Origin of the sequence: Caldithrix abyssi DSM 13497, from assembly GCF_001886815.1 — a bacterium.
Taxonomy (GTDB): Bacteria; Calditrichota; Calditrichia; order Calditrichales; family Calditrichaceae; genus Caldithrix; species Caldithrix abyssi.
This window is the reverse complement of record NZ_CP018099.1, coordinates 1,236,908-1,258,139: the sequence shown is the minus strand read 5'-3', so window position 1 is coordinate 1,258,139 and position 21,232 is coordinate 1,236,908. Positions and strand designations below refer to the sequence as shown.

Genomic DNA, 21,232 nt, shown 5'->3' with positions numbered 1-21,232 from the left:
GAAATGGCGGCCTGAACTTTTTGGGAGAACAACCATTCAAGCAATAAAAAAATGACCCAAAATCTGGAAGGGGAAAGCGATGATAAAAGAGCGTATTAACAAGCTGCGCGAGCTGATGCGTAAAAACAAAATTGACGCTTATGTGGTTTTAAGCACCGATCCGCACGCCAGCGAGTACGTGCCGGCGCTGTGGCAACGACGCGCCTGGCTCAGCGGTTTCGACGGATCGGCCGGGGACGTTGTTGTGACCATGAAAAAAGCCGGCCTGTGGACCGATTCCCGCTACTTTTTACAGGCCGAGCAGCAACTGCAGGGCACAGGCATCGACCTGTACAAAGCTGGCCTTCCTGAAACGCCGGACATGCTTACCTTTTTAAAACAGGAATTGAACGAAGGACAGACGGTGGGGATTGATCCGCGCGTCATCAGTTACCAGCAGGCCAGCCAGTGGCAAAAAGAGCTCGCTTTGCGCAAAATCAAAATGAAGTTTTTAGAAGAAAATCTGGTGGACGCCCTATGGGAAGATCAACCCGAGATGCCTCAGGACCCGATAATGGTCTGGGAAGACAAATACGCCGGTGAATCGGTAGAAAGTAAACTGGCCCGCATCCGACAGAAAATGGCGGAAAAAGGCTGCCAGACCCATGTGTTAACGCAACTGGACGCCATTGCCTGGACCTTTAATATCCGTTCGCGCGATGTGGATTACAATCCGGTGGTTATCGCTTATGCCGTCATCACCGAAGATGAAGCGGAATTATTTGTACACAAAAAGAAGGTCACGCGCGCCCTAAAAAAACATCTTAAAGGGCTGGCCAAAATCCGGCATTACGACAGTTTCAAAAAACGTCTATTGAAACTGGCCCGTCGTAAAACGCGCGTCTGGCTGGATGGCTCGTCTGTCAACTACTGGGTGGCCATGCTCTTGCAGAAACGCTGCGAGCTTTTCCTGGAAGAGAGTCCGGTTACGCTTTTTAAGGCCATTAAAAATGAAACAGAACTGGCCGGCATGCGCGCCTGTCACATCCGCGACGGGGTGGCCATGGTGCGCTTTTTAAAATGGCTGGAAGAGAACGTGCCGCAAGGCGGCGTGACAGAGATGAGCGCCGCGCAAAGGCTGGAGAAATTCCGCGCCGAACAATCGCTCTACCAGGGCCCGAGCTTCGAAACCATTTCGGCCTACGGGGAGCACGGCGCCATCGTGCACTACGCTTGTTCGCCTGAGACCGACGTGGAATTAAAACCCGAGGGCATTTACCTGATCGATTCCGGCGGGCAATATCTCGATGGCACTACCGACATCACGCGCACGCTGGCCCTGGGCGAGCCCACCGAAGAACAGCGCGATCGTTTTACGCGCATCCTTAAAGGTCACATCGATCTGGCTATCGCTTCCTTTCCCGTTGGCACACAGGGGATTCAACTGGACACTCTGGCCCGCAAGGCGCTGTGGGAGATCGGCCAGAATTACGGACACGGCACCGGCCATGGCGTTGGCGCTTTTTTAAGCGTGCACGAAGGCCCCCAGGGCATCTCCTTTTATCGGGGCATAGGCGTTCCGCTGGAAGTAGGCATGGTCTGTTCCAATGAGCCGGGATTTTACAAAGCCGGCGAATACGGCATGCGCGTTGAAAATCTGATTGTGGTGGTTAAGGACGAGCAAAAATCGAGCGAAGAGTGGTCGTTTCTAAAATTTGAAAATTTGACCTACTGCCCGATCGATCTGAAGCTGGTGGATTTAAATCTTTTAACCCGGGAAGAGATCGACTATCTGAACGCCTATCATAAAAAAGTGTACGACATACTTGCGCCCTATTTGAAAAAAGAAGAACGTCAGTGGTTGAAGGAAAAAACACAGCCGGTGTAAGGCTCTTTTATTCGCGATATTTTATGCTTAACATGAAACAAGGTAGTGGGCGCAAAACAAAAACCAGGCGTTTTGCGCCCACTGCTTTTTTTTAACTGTGTTTTTAAACTGGATTCGAAGTAAATCCTGTAAGGAACTGTAATTTGGCGGCTTTCCTTCGTTTCAGGAGAAGCGTTCGTGGTAGCTTCATTTTGCAGAGCTCTTTTAAAACGTCCCGCGTTTTACCGAAAAATATGCTTTTCTCTCTATTATTCATTATTTTAATAGCGTAACCAAAATATAGGGCAAGGGAGGGTTGCCATGAAAGCTTTAATTTCCATCTTTTTTATCTCGCTTTTACCGTTTTTAGTATTCGGCCAAAACGGAAAATTAGAAGGAATTGTACGGGAGCTTTACAGCGGTAAACCGGTAAACCATGTACAGGTCAAACTCATCCCCTCTAACTTAACCATGGAAACCGATTCCACCGGCGCCTTTCAGTTCGACAGTCTGGCCGTTGGCGAATATAGCGTTATCTTTACCAAAATCGGTTACTTGCAGCATGTGGTGCCCTGCGTAAAGATCGAGCCCGATTCCGCCGCCTATTTGCGAATCATTTTAGAAAAAGTTCCGCCGCCGGTGAAGGATCCCATCGCGCCCGTTAAATAAAACTTGCCCTGATCGTAAATAGTTGGATGGTTGGATGGTTTGATGGTTGAATGGTCACCGGCCCGTCACCAGGCAGCGATGAGATTGCCATACTTCGGTAAATCAAGACCGCCTGCCTGCCGTGAAAACGATCAGCCTTCCCCCTCTCCCAGATTTTTATTCTGGGAGAGGGGGCGCAGGGGGTGAGGGCTACAACATAGTTGAATGGTTGAATAGTTGGATGGTTGGATGGTCACCGGCTCGTCAGGACGCAGCGCTGAGAATGACTTCCAGTGAAAAATAAAGGCCGCTGACCGTGAAAACGATCAGCCTTCCCTCTCTCTCAGACTTTTATTCTGGGAGAGTTAAAGAGGTAAATGGTTACCGGCCTGTCACCAAACAGCAATGAGATTGCCATACTTCGGTAAATCAAGACCGACTGCCTGCCGTGAAAACGATCAGCCTTCCCCCTGAAGGGGGTGAGGGCTACTCCGGGAAATCCCTGCCACCGTTGGAGGGAAAGAGTTAAGAGTGTAAGAGTTTAGTGGTTTAGAAGTTTAGAGGTTGAGAGGTGGTTTTTGAACCTGGAGTAATAGGATTACAGGATTATCTCGATTCTTTTCGCTTGAGAAATTTCATGCTCAATTTTAAGGACAAATCTTTTAAACGGAAAAAGCAAATCATGAAAATCCTGAAATCATGTAAATCATGGTTCAAAATTCAATGCTACCCTCCCTGTCATTGCCAATTCCCGCCAGGGCTGGAGTGAAATGGCAAATCTTTCTTTTTTTAACGCAGACTCATCTATTTTCTATAAATTTTCCGCAAAATGGGGTAAAAGGCGTCTTGCTTGTTGTACACCGAACAAACGGCCACCATGCTCAATCAAATAATGGCAGGTTTAAAACGAGCAGCCGGATCAGTGTTAACTTTAAACATCGCCCTCTGAAATTTTTCTTTTGACCTTTGGGTTTTATTAAAGAAACGATAAAATAATAAACGATTTGTGATTTTAAATAAAGCAAAATAAACATCTTATTCTGTAGTTTGCTTTTTAATCATTTTTTTTGTTAATCTGGAGGAAACATGAAGAGATCAATGGTTTTAATGTTAATAGCCTTAATTATTTTTTCCATTGCAGGTATTCTGACATATTCGCGTCTGCCGCAAAAACATAAAAAACAAATTACGGCTTACACCTCGCAGGGATTAAACGCGCTTATTCTGGAAGAGAAAAAACAGAAAAAGATGCATCCGCGTCCGGACAAGCCTGATGAAGCCATGGAAGAAGAAGTCGCCCTGCGTTCCGTGATCGGCGAGGGCTTTTCCTATTCCGGAAGCTGGCGTTTCAGGGCGCAAAAAATAGCGCTGCAAAACCGACAAAATACGCTTTTTAAGGCCAGCGCTTTAAATTGGGTAGAAAGAGGCCCCGGCAATTTTGGCGGCAGAACCCGTTCTGTGGTTGTTCATCCTAATGATGTGAACACCTGGTGGGCCGGTTCGGTTGGCGGCGGAATCTGGAAAAGCAACGATGCCGGCGCAAGCTGGCGCTGCGTTACGGACGATTTGCCCGTTTTATCGGTTACGACCATCGACATCTGTAAAAATCAACCCAACATCCTGTACGCCGGCACCGGCGAAGGCTTTTACAATTCCGACGCCATTATCGGCGACGGCCTCTTCAAATCGACCGACGGAGGAGAAAGCTGGACGCAGCTGGCCAGCACGGCATCCAATTACAACTTTCGCTATGTGAACCGCTTAATCGTTGATCCCAATAATCCCGACAACCTGGCGGTGGCCACCAACAAGGGCGTGTACCGCAGCGCTGACGGCGGATCGACCTGGAGCGAAACATTTAACAATGGGCAACGCGTCCAGCAGATCATCGCCAATCCCTTACGCTGGAATACACAGTTTATCGCCGTTAATTCCTCCGGCATCTACAAATCTACGGATGGCGGCTACACCTGGAATTATGTGAGCGAGGAGATTACCAATCACAACCGCATCGAAATGGCCATTGCACCAACCGACACCAACATTGTTTACGCCTCGCCGGTGGATGACAATTACGGTTTGCTGGGATTTTTCCGCTCTCCGGATGCGGGCAATACCTGGTTTAATTACGGCAATTCCACCAACTGGCTGGGCGGACAGGGTTGGTACGATAACGCACTGGTGGTCAGCCCGTTGGATCCTGACATCGTTTTTGTGGGCGGCATTGATATCTATCACGTGGAAATCAACGGCGCCTCCATGACCACCACCCAAATTACCAACTGGTACACAGGGACGGCGTATCCCTATGTTCACGCCGATCAACATGCGCTGGTGACCATTCCAGACGGCAGCGCCAATTTTGCCATAATTTCCGGCAACGATGGCGGCGTGTTTTATTCGCCGGATATGGGCGTTTCCTGGGAAAGTAAAGACAACAATTACAACGTTACGCAATATTACGATGCCGATCGTCATCCTTCCATAAATGCCTTTATCGGCGGCACTCAGGATAACGGTACGCACCGCTCTCCGGATGAAGCCATCGCCAGCGATGCCTGGTCGCGCGTAATCGGCGGCGACGGCTTCGACTGCGCCTGGAATAAAACGGAGCCTTCCATTGTGTACGGAACGTTGTACAACACGCGCATTTACAAATCAACCGATGGCGGCTACAATTTTGTTTCCATTAACAACAACATGCCGCAAAGCGGGATTTTTCATACGCCGCTGGCCATGGATCCTGCTAATTCGGATAAGCTGTTTACCGCCGGCGACAATAACAAATTGTGGTGGACGGACGACGGCGGCAACAACTGGTACGACGTTGCGGTGAATTACAATAACTATTCAAGAATTAAAATCGCTGTTTCGCAGGCCAACTCCAATGTGGTGTGGACCGGCAGCACAACCATTTACATTAATGTTTCCACCGACGGCGGTTTAAGCTTTACCCAGGTTAATCAACCGGCCGGAAGCCCCCACGCCTATCTGGCGGGCATCTCAACCCATCCCACTCAGGATAGTACGGCTTATTTAACCATCGGCAGTTCTGGCTACGGAAAAATCTACCGCACGCGCGATCTGGGGCAAACCTGGGAAGATATCACCAACAACCTGCCGGATGTGCCGGTGTTTACCGTGCTGGTCATGCCCTTTGACACCACGGAAATCTGGATTGGCACGGATATTGGTCTTTTTATCTCTTACGACAATGGCGCCAGCTGGCAATATTCCAACAATGGTTTGCCGGCAGTTTCCATCCGACGCCTGAAAATCGTTAATCAGGAAATTGTAGCCGCCACCCATGGCCGCGGCGTGTGGTCGGTTCACCGCGACGAACTGCAGGGCTTGCCGCCGCTGGCCCCAACCTTAAAAGATATTACGGTGCCCAATCCCAATACCGGTATGCTCAAAGTGCGCTTTGTGGCCAATTCTGATTATGATTCGGTGCAGGTGTTTGTAAATAATCAAATCGTCGATCGCCTGTTTACGGTGCCGGCCGGCGCCGATACCTTTGGCCTGTACCAGACCAATCCGCCGGAAACGGTAACCGCTCAGGTCATCGGATTTAGCAACGGAGCCGGAAGCGCCAGCGAACAAAAATCGAACGATATTTACGCGGCCGTTGACACGCTGAACGAGAATTTTGACGACTACGCCTCCACCTTTTTCGGCGATTTCCAGATTCAGGATGTAACGGGCTTTTCAACTCCGGCTTTGCATTCCGCCCATCCCTATGCCGACCAGACGACCTACTATTCCTACCTGGGCACGCCGATTACCATCAAAGCGGGCGCCTATTTTAGCTACGACGATGTGGCCATCATTGAGCCGGGAGACGCCGGAACGGTTTACGGAGACAACAATTTCTGGGATTACGTTACGGTGGAAGCCAGCGACGACGGCGACAACTGGACGATTATTGAAGAGCCGTACGATTGCCGCTACGATCCTGCCTGGGAAAACGCTTACAACAATGGCGCGGACGGCGACGAATCCATGTACCGTAATCACAATATCTCATTGACCAATTATTTTCCGGTGAACACCAATGTTTACATCCGCTTTAAACTTTACGCCGACGCCAACACCACGGGCTGGGGCTGGGCCATCGACAATATTCTGTCCAATAATTCTGTCTCTGCGCTGAGCGATGAGCTGACGGCTAATAAATTTGAACTGCTGGGCAATTTTCCCAATCCATTCAATCCTTCGACCACCGTCGTCTTTACGCTCGATCAACCGGCGCCGGTTAGGCTGGAGATTTTCAACATGCTGGGGCAAAAAGTGCGCACCTTAATCAACGATCAGGTTTTAAGCAGCGGCGCGGTTCATCAGGCGCAATGGAACGGCCTTAATGATCAAAATCAGCCGGTGGGCACGGGCATGTACGTTTACCGCCTGCAGGCCGGAAAACACACGGCGATTAAAAAGATGTTGCTGTTAAAATAAAAGAGGGGAAGTTGGAAGATTAAAAAACGCCGCGCGGAAATCAAAAATGGCTAAGATGGAAAAAATTAGAAAGGAGCGATCTGAAATGTTTCTGCCGCCTCTAACGGTGGAACAGTTTTTTCTCGAAGATCGCGCAAATTAACGCGGACTTTTTCTGCGAATATCTGCAGGGGCTGTACTAAAAAGCGGCGCGTTTCGGTTTTTTAAATTTTCGGACTGGTTCGTTAAAAAAATAATCAGGGAAGGGCCATGAAATATTTTTTTATTAGTATCCTGGTTTTGTTTATTGCCAGGGCGACGCACGCCCAATACGATTCCATTTATGTGGACGACCGCTGGCGCACCTTTCTCACCCATCTTCCTCCGCAGTATGATTCCGGGCAGGACACGCTCTATTCGATTATCCTGGCCTTGCATGGCGGTTACGGCAATGCGTATAATATGGAAAACACAACCCAGCTCAGTCAAAAAGCAGACACCGCTGCAAATCCCTTTATTGTAGTTTATCCGGAGGGCGTAAAAAGTCCGCTGGGCGTCCGCACATGGAACGCCGGCTGGTGCTGCGGATACGCCATGGATAATCACATCGACGATGTGCGATTTATTTCCGCTTTGATCGATACGTTGCTGGCGCGCTACCGTATTGATAAAGACAGAGTTTATGCAACCGGACTTTCTAATGGCGGCATGATGAGCTTTCGTCTGGCGGCTGAGCTAACCTGGAAGCTGGCAGCCATTGCTCCGGTAGCGGCTTCAATGACTCTGGAAGGCCCGTGGAATCCGACGCGCCCCATGCCCATCATTCATTTTCACTCTTACCTCGATGAGGATGTGCCCTATTACGGCGGCGTGGGCAGCGGACCTTCTGATCATTATAATCCGCCAGTAGATTCCGTCCTTAATGAATGGTCAGCGCTAAACGGATGCGCCAACGAAAATGACACGCTGTATCATGAAGTGGGCGAGTATCTGTTTAAGGTCTGGACGCAGTGTAATAATGATGCGGATATTCACAGCTACGTAACGTATGACGGCGGCCACTCCTGGCCTGGCGGACAGCAGGGAAGCATATTTGGCGATCCGCCTTCGGAAAAAATTAATGCCAATGATTTAATGTGGGCTTTTTTCCTCGAGCATCCGGCCAATGGCGGCACCTCTATAGTTAAAGAAAAATCTATGGTAACCGGAAATTTTAAACTGTATCAGAATTATCCCAATCCATTTAATCCGCTTACCCAAATTCGCTACTCCATTTCCAAACCATCGCATGTTAAATTGACCGTTTACAATTTGTCGGGCCGGCAAATTCAGGTTCTGGTTGACCAAAAACTCTCCGCAGGCACTTATGTAACTTCGTTTAATGGGGTTTCTCTGGCGAACGGTATTTATTTTGCCAGAATGGAGGCCGATGGCTACCGTTCATCCATCAAACTGCTGTTGATTAAATAATTCCACTGGCGCGGGCAGGCGCATCCCACCCGCGTCAGCAGAATAATTAAGAATGCTTAAGATGTCTGGTTGGTATGGGGTTTGAAAATCCTGAGAACCAGGTATCCAATCACTCCGGACATTAAAGACCCTAACAATATGGCCAGTTTATCGGTATATTGAAAGAGACTATCATCCTCAAAGGCCAGGGTAAGAATAAACAAACTCATGGTAAAACCAATGCCGGTTAATATAGAAACGCCATACAACTGCATCCAGTTACTCTGTTCTGGTAACCTGGCCACTTTTAACTTGATGGCCAGCCAGCTAAATCCAAAAACGCCAAGCTGTTTACCTAAAAACAAGCCCAACATAATTCCAAGAGGCACCGGGCCAAACATCTGATTGATTGACATTCCGGAAAGGTTTACCCCGGCGTTGACAAAAGCAAATACTGGCAGGATGAAAAACGCAACCCAGGGATGGATGCTGTGTTCCAATTCTTTTAGAGGGGACTCAAATTCGCCGTTTTCATTTTTTCTTTTTCCGTACAAGGGGATTGTAAAGGCTAATGCTACGCCGGCCAGGGTTGCATGAACGCCAGATTTAAGAACAGCCACCCATAATATTACGCCAATAAGAAAGTAAGGCGTTTTTTTGGTGACGCCCAGTAAATTAAGAATAATCAATGCCGCCAGAGCCACGCCGGCAACCGCTAATGATGCCATGGACAACTGGGAAGTATAAAAGACAGCTATGATTACAATGGCGCCCAGGTCGTCAATAATAGCCAGCGCCAGTAAAAATATTTTTAATGATATGGGAACTCTTTTCCCGAGCAAGGAAAGCACGCCCAGGGCAAAAGCAATATCCGTTGCACAGGGAACCGCCCAGCCGTTAACCGCAATGGGATCGCCAATGTTAAATGCTAAATATATCACTGCCGGGATGGCCATTCCGCCAACAGCGGCAATTCCCGGTAAAGCGGCCTGTTTTAAGGTCGATAAATGACCTTCCAATGTTTCTCTTTTTACTTCAAGACCAATTAAAAAGAAGAAAATGACCATCAAACCATCATTCACCCAATGCAAAAGTGTTTTGTCAAGATGTAATGCACTGATCCGCACTTCTATGGGAATATGTAAAAATGTTTGATACACTCCGGACATGAACGAATTGTTCATCATAAGCGCTAAAATCGTAGCAATGATCAATAAAATGCCGCTGGACGATTCTTTCTGGATGAAATCTTCAATTATTTTCTTCATCAGTACCTCTTGTTTTATTTTTACTTACATGCACATTAATCAAACAAATGTATTCTCAAAAAAAACCATAACATACATTTTGTAATCGAAATTAATATAAAAAAACACTGCATTTTGGGTCTGGTGGTCTAAAGGGGGACATGCGCTTAAAATATGTTCTTGCCATTTTGTTTTGTATTTCCAGCCTAAAAATTCTACCAATTTCCCGTATTTGTTTGATGCAGTATAATAAAAAAAATGTTTTTTTTCAATTATTCCGTATGCCCAACCGTGAACGTTCAGCGGCATTGAAGCCCAAAAGCGTAATAAATCCGGAAGACATTGCGGCGCTTAAGGAGAAAATAAAAAAACGCTTGCTGCGGGAGGAACGTGGTAAATGCTGGCGTGGCTGCCAGGGAGATCAGCTCAAAACCGACGATAGCAAACAGAGATCGATGATACCATCTTTTAATTATTTATTACGCTGATTTGCAGAAGAAATCGTGTTAAAGGCTTCCGCTATTTGTTCCCAGGAGCCAAGGACAAACAGCACATCATTGGCCTGCAGACGCATATCCGCGCCGGGATTGGATAAAATTTGCGAATCCCGACGGATGGCCACCACAGAAACGCCATATCGCTTTCGCAAATCAATCTGGGCAAGCGTTTTCCCGATCAACGGCGAATCCGGCGGAATTTTAAATGTGCTGATATTAACCTCATGAAGTTGAAGTTTCAGATCGGAAATAGAAGCGGATGTTCTGGAAAGGCTGCGAAACATTTCGTAGCCATCTGCCCGTACCTCATGCACCAGCCGTTCGATTTCATCTCTGGGAATAAGATATTTTGTTAATACGCGCGTAAATATCTCCACGGATGTCTCAAACTCTTCCGGGATCACTTCGTCGGCGCCTAATTCGTAAAGTGGTTTCATTTCCTGCAGATAACGCGTACGTACGATCAAATGAACCTTGGGATTCAGCCTGCGAGCCAATTCGACAATGCGCCGTGTGGCCGTGGGATCGTTGATGGCAACCACTACAATTCTTGCTTCCTTGATGTTCGTATGCTGGAGCACGCCCTCATGCGTTGCATCGCCGTAAAATATCGATTCGCCCTTTGCTCGTTCGCACATTACTGTTTCCGGGTTCATCTCGATAATGGTATAAGGAATGCCGGCCACCCTGGCGGCGCGTGCCACATTTTTCCCGTTCACTCCGTAGCCAATGATAATAAGATGATCTTTCTTGTCTACAATTTCTGTTTCTGTAACAGGCAAAAAGCCGGAGATCAATCTTTGGGGCAGCGGCAATCGCGTGATAAAATCGGCTAGGCGGGGCGCTACGATCATGATGAACGGCGTTGCCGCCATGCTAAGCACAGAGACTGCCAGAAAGGTTTGATAAATGTTGCCGGCCAGCAAACCGTGTTCAAGGCCGGCTCTGGACAGGATAAAAGAAAATTCGCCGATCTGGCTGAGGCCAAGGCCAACCAATATGGCGGTGCGCAGCGAAAAGCCCAGTAAAATGGTAACCGTTCCGGCAATGATGGCCTTTAAAAACAAAACGGTTATTCCAATCAGTACAATAAATAGCGGCTCCTTAAAAAGAAAACCGATGTCAAGCATCATACCAATGGACACAAAAAAGAAGGTGGTAAAAACATCTCGAAAGGGAAGAATATTTCCCAGCGCCTGATGGCTGTACTCAGATTCAGAAATGATCAGGCCCGCTAAAAACGCACCCAGCGCAAGAGAGAGGCCAGCCTTTGAGGTTAGCCATGCAATGCCAAGGCAGATTACAATTACACTTAACAGAAAAAGTTCAGGATTGCGTGTTTTGGTGATTTGATACAACACATGGGGCACTATCCATCTAGCGGAGATAATTACCAGCAGGATAAGGCCCACACCTTTGGCCAGCAGAATAATGATGGATTCTCCTAAATTGTCTGTTATTCCGGCCAGAATAGGCGTTATCAGAAGCATGGGCACCACGATGATGTCCTGAAAGATCAGGATGCCAAGCGTCGTACGCCCGTGCGGACTATCGACCTCGCCTCTTTCCTGGATCAATTTAAGCACAATTACCGTGCTGCTTAACGCTACTAAAAATCCGATAAAAACCGCCACGCCAAGAGTTTGACCGAAATGACTGGCAATGAAAAAAGTAGCCAGAAAGGTTAGAAATACCTGAAGCGAACCGCCCAAAAGAACGGTCTTTTTAATCTGCAACACGCGTTCCAGCGAAAACTCGATGCCTATGGTAAAAAGCAATAAAACCACGCCGATTTCAGCGATGATTTCTACTTCGTGAACAGCATTTATCAGCCCAAGTCCGTATGGCCCGGCGACAATTCCCGTGAGAAGGAAGCCCACAATGGCCGGCAAACGAAGTCGGTGAAAGATAAAAAGAACGGCAATTGCTATCCCGAAAATAATGACGATGTCGGTGAGCAGCGGTATTTCCATTTTCTCATTTACCTTTTTGTTGATTTTGAAAGGTCTAAAATAAAAACATGCTCGTACGTTTGATTGCCTCGTACAATAACACTACAATTTTTTTTGACCATGCTTTCGCTAAAAATCATTTCTTTAAATATTTTCGAATCATTATAACAAAAAAATGCATAGTGTTCAATTATAAGACAGAAAAGGGACAAACAAAAACTTCGTTAGGGTTGGTTTTGGAGGTAAAAAATCAACTGCAACGCGCGCAAAGTAATTTTCTCGCAGATTACGCCAATAATCGCAGAAGAAGATAAAACAAATTATTTTGAGAGAAAAGTTAAGCAAATCGGCGCAATTTACTCTCCTTCTCTTTTTTTAAAGAGGGGAAAGGCTGATCGTTTTCACGGTCAGCGGCCTTTTTTCACTGGAAGGCATTCTCAGCGCTGCGTCGTGACAGATCGGTAACTCTTCAACCGTAAGGGCGAAGGATTTCCTTAACAGTGCATGACTGGAATGAAAGAATGGGTACAAATAAAACCTTCCCATGAAAGAATACTGATGGAAATCCTTCGCCCCTACTACGGGCTGACCCCATCCCGCCAGGCCAGTGACCTTTGAATTTTAAACCGTGACTTACTTGATTTCAGAATATTCATGATTTGCTTTTTTCGTTTAAAAGATTTGGCCTTAAAATTGAGAATGAAATTTCTGAAACGAAAAAAATCGAGGTAATCCTATTAAACAAGGTTCAAAAACCACCACTAAACCTCTAAACTTCTAAACCACTAAACTCTTAAACTTCTCCCCCTCCTGGTCGGGTTCGAAATGACAAGTCACGCTTTTTAGAGGGAACTCAACTTACATCTTTAATAAAAATAATTTTATCCAGTGTTTCAATAATCCGCTGCCCTCTATCTTGCAATGAGAAACTAAAATTCGCCGTGCGCCATTCCAGCACCGTCATACGAAGATATCCCAGAATAACGATGCTCAACTCCTGTGCGGGAACATCCACCACTTCTTTATTCTGGCGAGCCACTTCCAGGAGTTGGTCTAAAAATTCACGGCGGCTGCGGATAATTTCCCGCACTTTCTGCTGGATGCCTTCGCGCGGCTCGAAAATTTCTTCCGAAAAAATCACCGAGGTCATTTCCCGGTTGGCTTCCAGAAATTCAAGGTGCATTTCTACCAACTTTTTGATTTTACTCCGGGCATCGGGGAGTTTGTTTAATTCCTGGCGGAGCAAATCGCCAAAACGATTCATGCGTTCCAGAATTCTCAGGATGATTTCTTCTTTGCTGCGAAAGTGGCGGTAAATGGCCGGCTCAGAAATCCCAACTTTACCGGCCAACTCCCGAATGGAAAGGCCTGAGTAACCCTTTTGATGAATAATTTTTATTGCTTCGCTAACGATTTGTTCCTGCCGAATTTCTGTGCTAACCCTTGAAATTTTTTAGCTCCTCATTTTTATTGATTTTACAATTAAAATTCCAGGCTCCGGACAAAAGCAGATTTTAGGGCGGAGCCTGGAAGTTCTTCTATTTAGATTATTTCAACGATACATTTCTGATTTTGTTGCCCAATTCGTCAAACGTGTCGTAAAGAATCGGAATGACCAGCATGGTTAAAAAGGTCGCGGCCGTCATTCCGCCGATGACGGCTATGGCCAGTGGCGAGAATCTTTCTGCGCCCAGCGCCCACTCCATCGCCAGTGGAATCATCCCCACAATCGTGGAGAACGAGGTCATCATGATAGGCCGAAAACGCGTGGCAACAGAGTCAATAATGGCCTTCTGCCGTTCTGCTCCGGCTTCTCGTCTCTGGCGGATGAAGTCGATTAAGATGATGGAGTTGTTCACCACAATTCCCACTAATAGAATTAATCCTACCATCACCGGCATGGAAACCGACTTTCCGGCGATGAGCAGGGCAATGGAAACGCCGATTAAACTCAAAGGAATGGCCATCATTACCGTAATGGGATGAACCCATGAGCGAAACTGCGCCACCAGCAGCAAATAGATGGCGATGACGGCAATCCCCAGGGCGCCCATCAATTCATCGCGCGACTCTGCCATGTCCTTGTTCTCGCCTTCCAGCCGGATGGAGTAGCCCTGCGGCGCAACGATCTGCGCAACGGCTTTTTCCACATCGGCGGTCACAAAATTCAGCGGGCGATCCTGATGCAGGGCCAGAATTTGCAGGGTGGGCTCCAGGTTTTCACGCGTAACCAGTCCCTGCACCTTCACTTCTCTGCCGCTTGCCACGGCGCCTACCGGAAAGATATTTCCATCGCCAGGGGAAAGGGCGCGCACCGCATACGCATCCTGTTCTGTTTCACGGAATGCTTTGCTGTAGCGAACCCGTATGGGCGTATCTTCGCCCAGCGGCCCGCGTAAAATACCGGCATTGATACCGTCCAGCGACTGGGTTAATTCCTGCGAAATCGCTGCCGGAGGCAGGCCTAATTCTCGCGCCCGCTCTTCATCCACCGAAAGCAGAATGCTGCGTTGATCCATGCGCCAGCTACGATAAGGATTGACCACGCCGGGCACGCCTCTTACTATTTCCAGAATCTGATCGCCCAATTTGTTGAGAACCAGTTCATCTTCTCCGCGCACGCTCACCACAATGGACGCCGCCGTGGTTACTTTGGCCGTGGAACCGGATTCCCGAACCACGTAGTTCTGAATATTAGGTATTTTGGCCAGCTTCTGACGGATTCGATCCTGGATTTGCCAGATGGTCTCGTCCCGTTCGGTACGCGGCGTTAATGTAATGGAAATGAAGGCGTTGGTGGGTCCCTGTACGCCGCCGCCGCCAAAGGAGTGCATGCCAGGTTCAAAACCGATCTGCGTAGAAATACGTTCTACTTCCGGTTCTTGCATAATAATTTGTTCTACCTGCCGCACCACCGCTTCGGTTTCATCCAGCGAAGAGCCCGAAGGCGTTTCAACGGTGACAAAGCTGGTGCCTCCGTCCATTTTGGGCAGCAATTCCATGCCCAGATAGCGCAGCAAGCCAAGACCAACGATGAACAGAGCGATGGCGGTAACAAAAACCAGCCAGCGCGCCTTTAAACTGCGGGTCAAAAGTCCGATGTAAAATCCGCGCAGCTTTTCCATGGCGCGATTCCACGGTGCGGTAATCTTTATGGCAAGCTTTTCTAATTTTCCGCCTTCGCGTGTGACCAGTTCTGTTAAAATCGGCACCAAAGTCAACGATACCAGCAAAGACCCCACAAAGGCGATAATCAGCGTGCTGGCTAAAGGGCCGAAGGTTTTGCCGATGAAACCGTACAGAAAAAGCAGCGGTACCAGTACCACCAGGGTAGTGGCGTTTCCGGCAATCACGGCGAACTGGATTTCTTCGGCGCCGGCTAATGCCGCTTCTTTGGGCGAAAGTTTGTCTTCGTGGTAGCGGCGCGTAATATTTTCTAAAATAACCACCGAAGCGTCCACCACCATGCCCACCGAAAGGATGATGGCGGTAAGGGTTACCAGATTGACCTCAATACCGAAAAATTTCATTCCGGCAAAGGTGAGTAAAAAAGACATGGGCATAGATACGGTTACCACCAGTCCGCGTTGAAAGCTGGATAAGAACAAAAAGATGATAATGGCGGCCAGAAGCAACGCCTGCCACACGCTGCCAAACATATTGCTCACCACCTGGCGCGTAAATGAGGCCGATTCCTCCGCTTCGATCATTTTGATCTGCGGGTAGCGCTTTTGCAGCTCGGCGAATTTTTGCTGCGCCTTTTCTACCACATCAACGGTATTGGCGTCGTCCTGTTTAAAGATCTGCATGGCGATGGCCGATTTGCCGTTCACGTGAAAGCGCGAAAGGTCTTCGGCGCTGCCTTCCGAAACGGTGGCGATATCGCCCACGCGAATACGTTTCCCCATGGGCGTGGTGAGCACGATATTGCGGATATCTTCCGGTGTTCGGCTTCGTTCGTCCACCCTAAAGCTGTACTGCCGCCCTTCGCTGCGAATCTGCCCTGCGGGCAAACTCACGTTGTGCGTGGTAATGGCGTTCACGATCATGGGCAGTCGCAGGCGGTAGGCTTCCAGTTTGTCGCGATCTACCAGCACTGAAATTTCTGGCTGATGCCCGCCAAACACATCCACCAGCGCCACACCAGCAACGCGCTGAAGTTCCGGAGCCAGAATGTCTTCTGCCAGGCGACGGATTTCCACCAGATTTTCTCCGGTGAGTCCCATGGTTAGCACGGGACGATCGCTGGTGGAAAATTTGAGCACCTGCGGCTCGCCAATCTGACGCGGCAATTTGGAACGAATCCGGGAAATGGCGTTTTGCACATCCACGGCGGCGATGTCCACATCCCGGTCGTAATTGAATTCAATGCTGACCAGAGACAGCCCATCCTGAGAGGTGGAAGTTACTTTATGTACGCCCTCCAGCGCCGCGCATTCGGTTTCAATGGGATCCGAAACCAGGTCTGCCACATCCTTGGCAGCCGCGCCCGGATAAGGCGTAAGCACATTAACCAGCGGCGGCGCGGTATCCGGAAACAACTGAATAGGCAAACTGATGTACGCCAGAACGCCAAAAATTATCGCTGCAATGGACAGGGCGTAAATGGTGTACTTGTTTTGTAAAGAAAAACGTGGTAATGTCATTTGCCTGCCTCCCCTGTTTGCACGGTAAATACCGGAATTCCGTCTGAAAGAAGTTCAAGATTGGTTACGACCACCAGATCCTGACCGTTGTATGGAAAATCCACCTGCACCAGGTTGCCCTGCTGAATGCCAGGCCGCACGTCCTGCCGGTAGGCTTTGTCATCACGAACCAGAAAAATATGCGGTTTTACATCGCGGTCGGCAATGGCTTCGATGGGTACGGCAACGGCATTGGAAACAGATTTAAGAATAAAACCCAGTTTTACCGATTCTCCCTTGCGCCATTCGTTGCGTAAAGATGGAGGAACGGCAATCCTGACGATAAATGTTCTGGATATTCCACTGGCTAGGGGGGCGATCTCTCGCACCGCGGATTGCACCGAAGTTCCGTCTTTTTTGTGCAGTACGACCGGGGTTCCTGTTTGCAAACCGCGTTTTAATTCTTCTTCAATAACTTCCACCTGAACTTCCGTGTTGTTGTCGCCTAAAATCAGGATTGGTTGACCGGGCATCACCGGTTGACCGGGATCGACCATCCATCTTAATACTTCTCCATCAAAGGGCGACCTTTCGATCGTCTTATCAAGGTTAGACTGCGCGCCCTCAAGCGATGCTTTGGCGCTCAAATAGGCCCGTCGAGACATGGCTACCTGCTCGGGGGGAATGGCATTTTCCGCTTCCAGGCGCTGGTCTGCTTCGTAGCGGCGTGTCCAGTAATCCACCTCTGCCTGCAGGCGTTGCACAGTGGCTTCCAGTTCCGGCGCGTAAATACGGGCCACGACCTCTCCTTTTTTAACGCGGGTTCCTTCTGCCGCTGGCAAGGAAAGAATGGTGCCCGGCACGCGGGAAATAATTTTCACTTCCCGATAGGCCTGAATTGTGCCGACGTAGGATATTTTTTCCTGCAACGTGGTTATTTGCGGCTTTACCACACGCACGGCCACGGGTTTGATCTCAGCCGCCTTATCCTTTTTATTATTACAACTCTGCAAAAAAATGAGTGTTGAAAGGATAAATACGATAAAGAGTTTTATTTTAACCATTTTCATTGCGAACTCCTTTATTGTAAAATTTTCTTGACTTTTTCTGTGTTGAGATTACCGAGCAAAGCGTGGTAATCCAGGAGCGCTTTTTGTTCAGCATAGCGCAGTTCTTTTTCCTGAATTTGAAGGGCTAACAATTCGGTCTCCTGGGTAAGCAGTTCGCTTAAGGGAATACGCCCTTCTTTATAAAGTTTGCGGTTTGCCTCCACATACTTTTGTTTGCTTTCTACGGCTAAAGTTAAAAATTGACGTCGTTGACGCGCTGTTTTCCATTGCATAAAGGCGATTTCCAGCGAGGCTTTTTGTTCCAGCACCGTATTATCCAGACTGGCTGCGGCCGCTTTTTCGGATGCGCTGGCAGCGCCCACATTGGCAATGCGACGCCCTCCGTCAAACAGAGGAAAGCGCATGGTCACGCCAACCGCCCACTCGCCTATCGGGTCCCATTCGTTGGCGCTGGAATTGTAATTGTACACATAAAAACCGCTGATTTCCGGAAGAAAGCTGCGTTTGGCCAGAGACTTCATGGCCGAAGCGCGCATAAGTTGCGCTTTTGCTTTTTTGATTTCCGGACCTTGCATGCGTTCCGCAAGGTTGGTGGTGTCTGGCAGAAGCTCCATTTGCATAAGCGGGGTTTGTGCGCCGGATAAATCCGATACGTCGGGAACAACGGGCTGCTTTACGCCCATAACCTGCCCCAGCCGCACGCTTAATTGACGCCATGCCGATTCCAGCTCCAGACTGTCCGAAATAGCGCTCTGCAAGGACGCGTTCATCAGAGCAAAGTCTGCTTCAGATACCCGTCCCTCGCGTTGAAGCAGTGAGAGCTCACGATGCCGCTGGCGCAGCATTCGTAGCCGTTGCGCAATAAGATGGCGCTTATCGCTGACTTCCTTTGCCTGCAGGAAAATGTTAGCCATGTTTTGAATCACTCTAACTTTGACGAATTCTCCCTGCGCGCCGCTTTCGGCGAGGCCTGCTTTAGCCGCCTTGTGGGCTGCCAGCGTCCTTCCGCCGTTAAAAATGGGAAGTTGAACCTGGAACTGAGAATTGAAAATTTTGTCGTCCAGCGGTGGGAATTGCCCCACTTTGTGAATGGGCGTGATAATCATGGGCTCCTGATAGCGCGTGTAGGTGCCGACTAAATTGATTCGCGGTAAAAAGCCGCTACGGGCTTCCCACACCTTTTTGCGGGCCGCTACTTTTTGCCAGTCGCTCGCCCGCAGCACAGGGTTTTTTTGCAGGGCTACATCCAGCGCCTGCGAGAGCGTCATGGTGCGCACGTTGTTTTGCGCCAGCAAGGAACCGCCCAGAATCCCTGGCAGAATGATCATCATCAGTTGCCAGACCGCTCGTTTAAAATGTTTCATAAGTTCTCCTAAGTATAATCGTTAATTTGATTTGCCTTTACGAGGAGGTCTTTGCCGGACGACAAAATTCTTCCGCTGAACTTTAGCGACCTGCTGTCATCCGAGCATCCGCCCTCCTGCTCAAACAATTCAGTTAGTGATTGTTCACTAACAAAATAATTTATTAAATCGTACTTGTCAACTTTTTTTAAAGCGGGAGATTTTTTTAGATAATAATCCAAGAGCGCATAGAAGCACCAAAGCGCACAAAGATTTTTTCACGCAACACCCTCTGTCCAGCGTTAGCTTAAAAGGGAACGCCAGGATCGAAAAGAAAAAATAGAAATGTATCTCAACATGTAAGACGAAAACTAAGCAAGTCGCCACAATTTACGCCCGAGGGCTGTCCCAAAAGTCAAAGAAAATGTATTTTTATAAAGTTTTTTCTTTCCCTCACCCCCTTTAGTTCCCCCTCTCCCGAAAATCGGGAGAGGGGGAAAGGGGGTGAGGGCTATTGTAAACTTTTACCTATATTTGCATAAAAATACATTTAATGTCGCTTTTGAGACACCCTCGGGCTGGGGGATGAGTTTTTAAAACAGCACAAAAATTTTCGCACGCTAATGTATTACATTTTTTGAAGGAAGTATTTGAACGGATTACAGTTTTTGAGATTGATCGGTGACGATTATACTCTATCGTTGCAGAAGTATTTCATTACGCATTAATAAAAATTTTCGCACGCTAAAGCGCTGAAGCTTTTCAGGGAAGTGTGCTTATTCTTCGAACAAGCAGGTAATTTCTTTTTTAATTAAGGATGACGCCATCTTTTATAGGGCGTCATCCCTATAAAATGAGAGTTTGCAGCAAACTTCTTCTTCAAAAAGAAGTCTTTTGAGCTATTGCCTGAATATTTCTATTTTTCGATTATTAAGAGGCTGTACGGGTCTGTAATTATTATTCAGGATTTTTGAAAACGCTTCAATCTGCTTTTTAGAGGCTTCGACCGGATTTTTTAGCACATACCAGCTCACCACTTCGGTACAGGGAGGCGTTGTGAGGGAGCCGCTGTAATAGTAATAACTCTTATTCTCCGGCAACAGACTTAGCAAATCGATCGTATCATCGGACTTATATTCCCCTTTACTCGTGGGAAACTTATCTAAATATTTGCTAAATAAATCATATTCCTGACCTTCCACAAACATGAAGCCAATAACGGCAAAATCCGTATCGGAATGCTTATGGACAAAATGCACTTCAATGGGAAAATGTTTACCATCAATTGTATGCTCGCTCAAAGCATGATAATGGAACTGCAATAGTTTATATGTTTTACCGTTTAAATTTACCGTATTTTCTCCGCTAATGTTAAATTGAACCGTGTGCGAGTTGTTGATGATGTCAACTTTCGATTTTCCGTATTTGAATATCGGGGCGGCCAATTCTTTTCCTTCAACCACATCGGCTGTAATAATATCAACAGGTGATTGTGAACTACCGCCGCAGTCAGCAAATCCATCGCAAAGATTTTTCCAGTTTTCAGGACCTGTTTCTCCGCTGTGGTGTGTCCAGTGCACATCGTCGCAATCTTTTTTCATTTCCTTATTGTTCGTCTGCTCTGTTTTACTTTTTTGCGCCTTTTCGTTCATCTTATTTTGATTTTCATTACAGGCCACAAAAAAGATTAATATGGTTGCCAGGGCAAACAAAGTCATTTTTTGTTTCATTTCTTCTCCTTGATTTAATGTTGGGATTTACTTAAAATGCTCAACCTCATCTTGCCATTGAGCCAATATTAACGATTTTTAACCAAAAATTAAAATTTAATATTCCTCTATTCCTCATATCTGTAATTTTTTTTAATAAGGTGTAAAGTTTTAGCCTGCTAAAATTTTTGTTCCCCTGTAGTGATTGAATGGACGCGGCCTGTCATTCCTCTTCTCGCCTTTGCACGAAACTGACCAGCGCAGAAATCACTTACACCGCTGGAAATAACTAATTCCTCTTGGGGCTGTCCCAAAAGTCAAAGACAATGTATTTTTTTAACTTTTAACATTCTTTGCGCCCTTTGTGACTTCTCTGTGCGCTCTGTGGTTGCTTAAATCCCTGCGTAAATGT

The 21,232-nt window shown here is 47.6% G+C and carries 12 protein-coding genes; 5 read left to right on the top strand and 7 right to left on the bottom strand.

Annotated elements, in window-relative coordinates; genetic code table 11:
* Nucleotides 1-79: 79 nt before the first annotated feature.
* The 4 genes from Cabys_RS04970 (at nt 80) to Cabys_RS04955 (ending at nt 8,398) form a co-directional block, all read left to right on the top strand.
* Entirely contained in the window at nt 80-1,867 is a 1,788-nt protein-coding gene (locus Cabys_RS04970) for an aminopeptidase P family protein (RefSeq protein ID WP_006929060.1), read from the top strand.
* Between the two features lie 300 nt (nt 1,868-2,167).
* Nucleotides 2,168-2,515: a carboxypeptidase-like regulatory domain-containing protein gene (locus Cabys_RS04965; RefSeq protein ID WP_006929059.1), complete on the top strand. Its 348-nt coding sequence runs from the start codon at nt 2,168-2,170 to the stop codon at nt 2,513-2,515.
* Nucleotides 2,516-3,580: 1,065 nt separating this feature from the next.
* Nucleotides 3,581-6,949, top strand: a complete 3,369-nt coding sequence (locus Cabys_RS04960; RefSeq protein WP_006929058.1) for a T9SS type A sorting domain-containing protein — start codon at nt 3,581-3,583, stop codon at nt 6,947-6,949.
* Between the two features lie 249 nt (nt 6,950-7,198).
* Nucleotides 7,199-8,398: a T9SS type A sorting domain-containing protein gene (locus Cabys_RS04955; RefSeq protein WP_006929056.1), complete on the top strand. Its 1,200-nt coding sequence runs from the start codon at nt 7,199-7,201 to the stop codon at nt 8,396-8,398.
* Between the two features lie 56 nt (nt 8,399-8,454).
* Here the strand turns inward: Cabys_RS04955 and nhaA are convergent, their stop codons facing one another.
* Complete coding sequence (nhaA, locus tag Cabys_RS04950) at nt 8,455-9,645, bottom strand: Na+/H+ antiporter NhaA (RefSeq protein ID WP_006929055.1); 1,191 nt, start codon at nt 9,643-9,645, stop codon at nt 8,455-8,457.
* A gap of 260 nt (nt 9,646-9,905) precedes the next feature.
* On the opposite strand from nhaA, the gene Cabys_RS19985 reads away from it, so the two are divergent.
* Nucleotides 9,906-10,112 (top strand): hypothetical protein, encoded by a 207-nt coding sequence (locus Cabys_RS19985; RefSeq protein WP_169833693.1) that lies wholly within the window; start codon nt 9,906-9,908, stop codon nt 10,110-10,112.
* Here the strand turns inward: Cabys_RS19985 and Cabys_RS04940 are convergent.
* The 6 genes from Cabys_RS04940 to Cabys_RS04915 all read right to left on the bottom strand — a co-directional run bounded on the left by Cabys_RS04940 (nt 10,097) and on the right by Cabys_RS04915 (nt 20,841).
* Nucleotides 10,097-12,094 (bottom strand): monovalent cation:proton antiporter family protein, encoded by a 1,998-nt coding sequence (locus Cabys_RS04940; protein ID WP_006929053.1) that lies wholly within the window; start codon nt 12,092-12,094, stop codon nt 10,097-10,099. The two genes, Cabys_RS19985 and Cabys_RS04940, sit on opposite strands and share 16 nt — an antisense overlap.
* 832 nt (nt 12,095-12,926) lie before the next feature.
* Entirely contained in the window at nt 12,927-13,487 is a 561-nt protein-coding gene (locus Cabys_RS20280) for a TetR/AcrR family transcriptional regulator (RefSeq protein ID WP_257786508.1), read from the bottom strand.
* Between the two features lie 133 nt (nt 13,488-13,620).
* A complete protein-coding gene (locus Cabys_RS04930; RefSeq protein WP_006929051.1) occupies nt 13,621-16,719 on the bottom strand; it encodes an efflux RND transporter permease subunit in 3,099 nt (1,032 codons plus the stop codon).
* On the bottom strand, nt 16,716-17,768 hold the full coding sequence (locus tag Cabys_RS04925) for an efflux RND transporter periplasmic adaptor subunit (RefSeq protein ID WP_006929050.1): 1,053 nt from the start codon (nt 17,766-17,768) through the stop codon (nt 16,716-16,718). Before Cabys_RS04925 ends, Cabys_RS04930 begins: the two co-directional genes overlap by 4 nt.
* Before the next feature lie 11 nt (nt 17,769-17,779).
* Complete coding sequence (locus tag Cabys_RS04920; RefSeq protein ID WP_006929048.1) at nt 17,780-19,132, bottom strand: TolC family protein; 1,353 nt, start codon at nt 19,130-19,132, stop codon at nt 17,780-17,782.
* An 878-nt stretch (nt 19,133-20,010) separates the two neighbouring features.
* Complete coding sequence (locus Cabys_RS04915; protein WP_006929047.1) at nt 20,011-20,841, bottom strand: carbonic anhydrase; 831 nt, start codon at nt 20,839-20,841, stop codon at nt 20,011-20,013.
* Nucleotides 20,842-21,232: the final 391 nt, after the last annotated feature.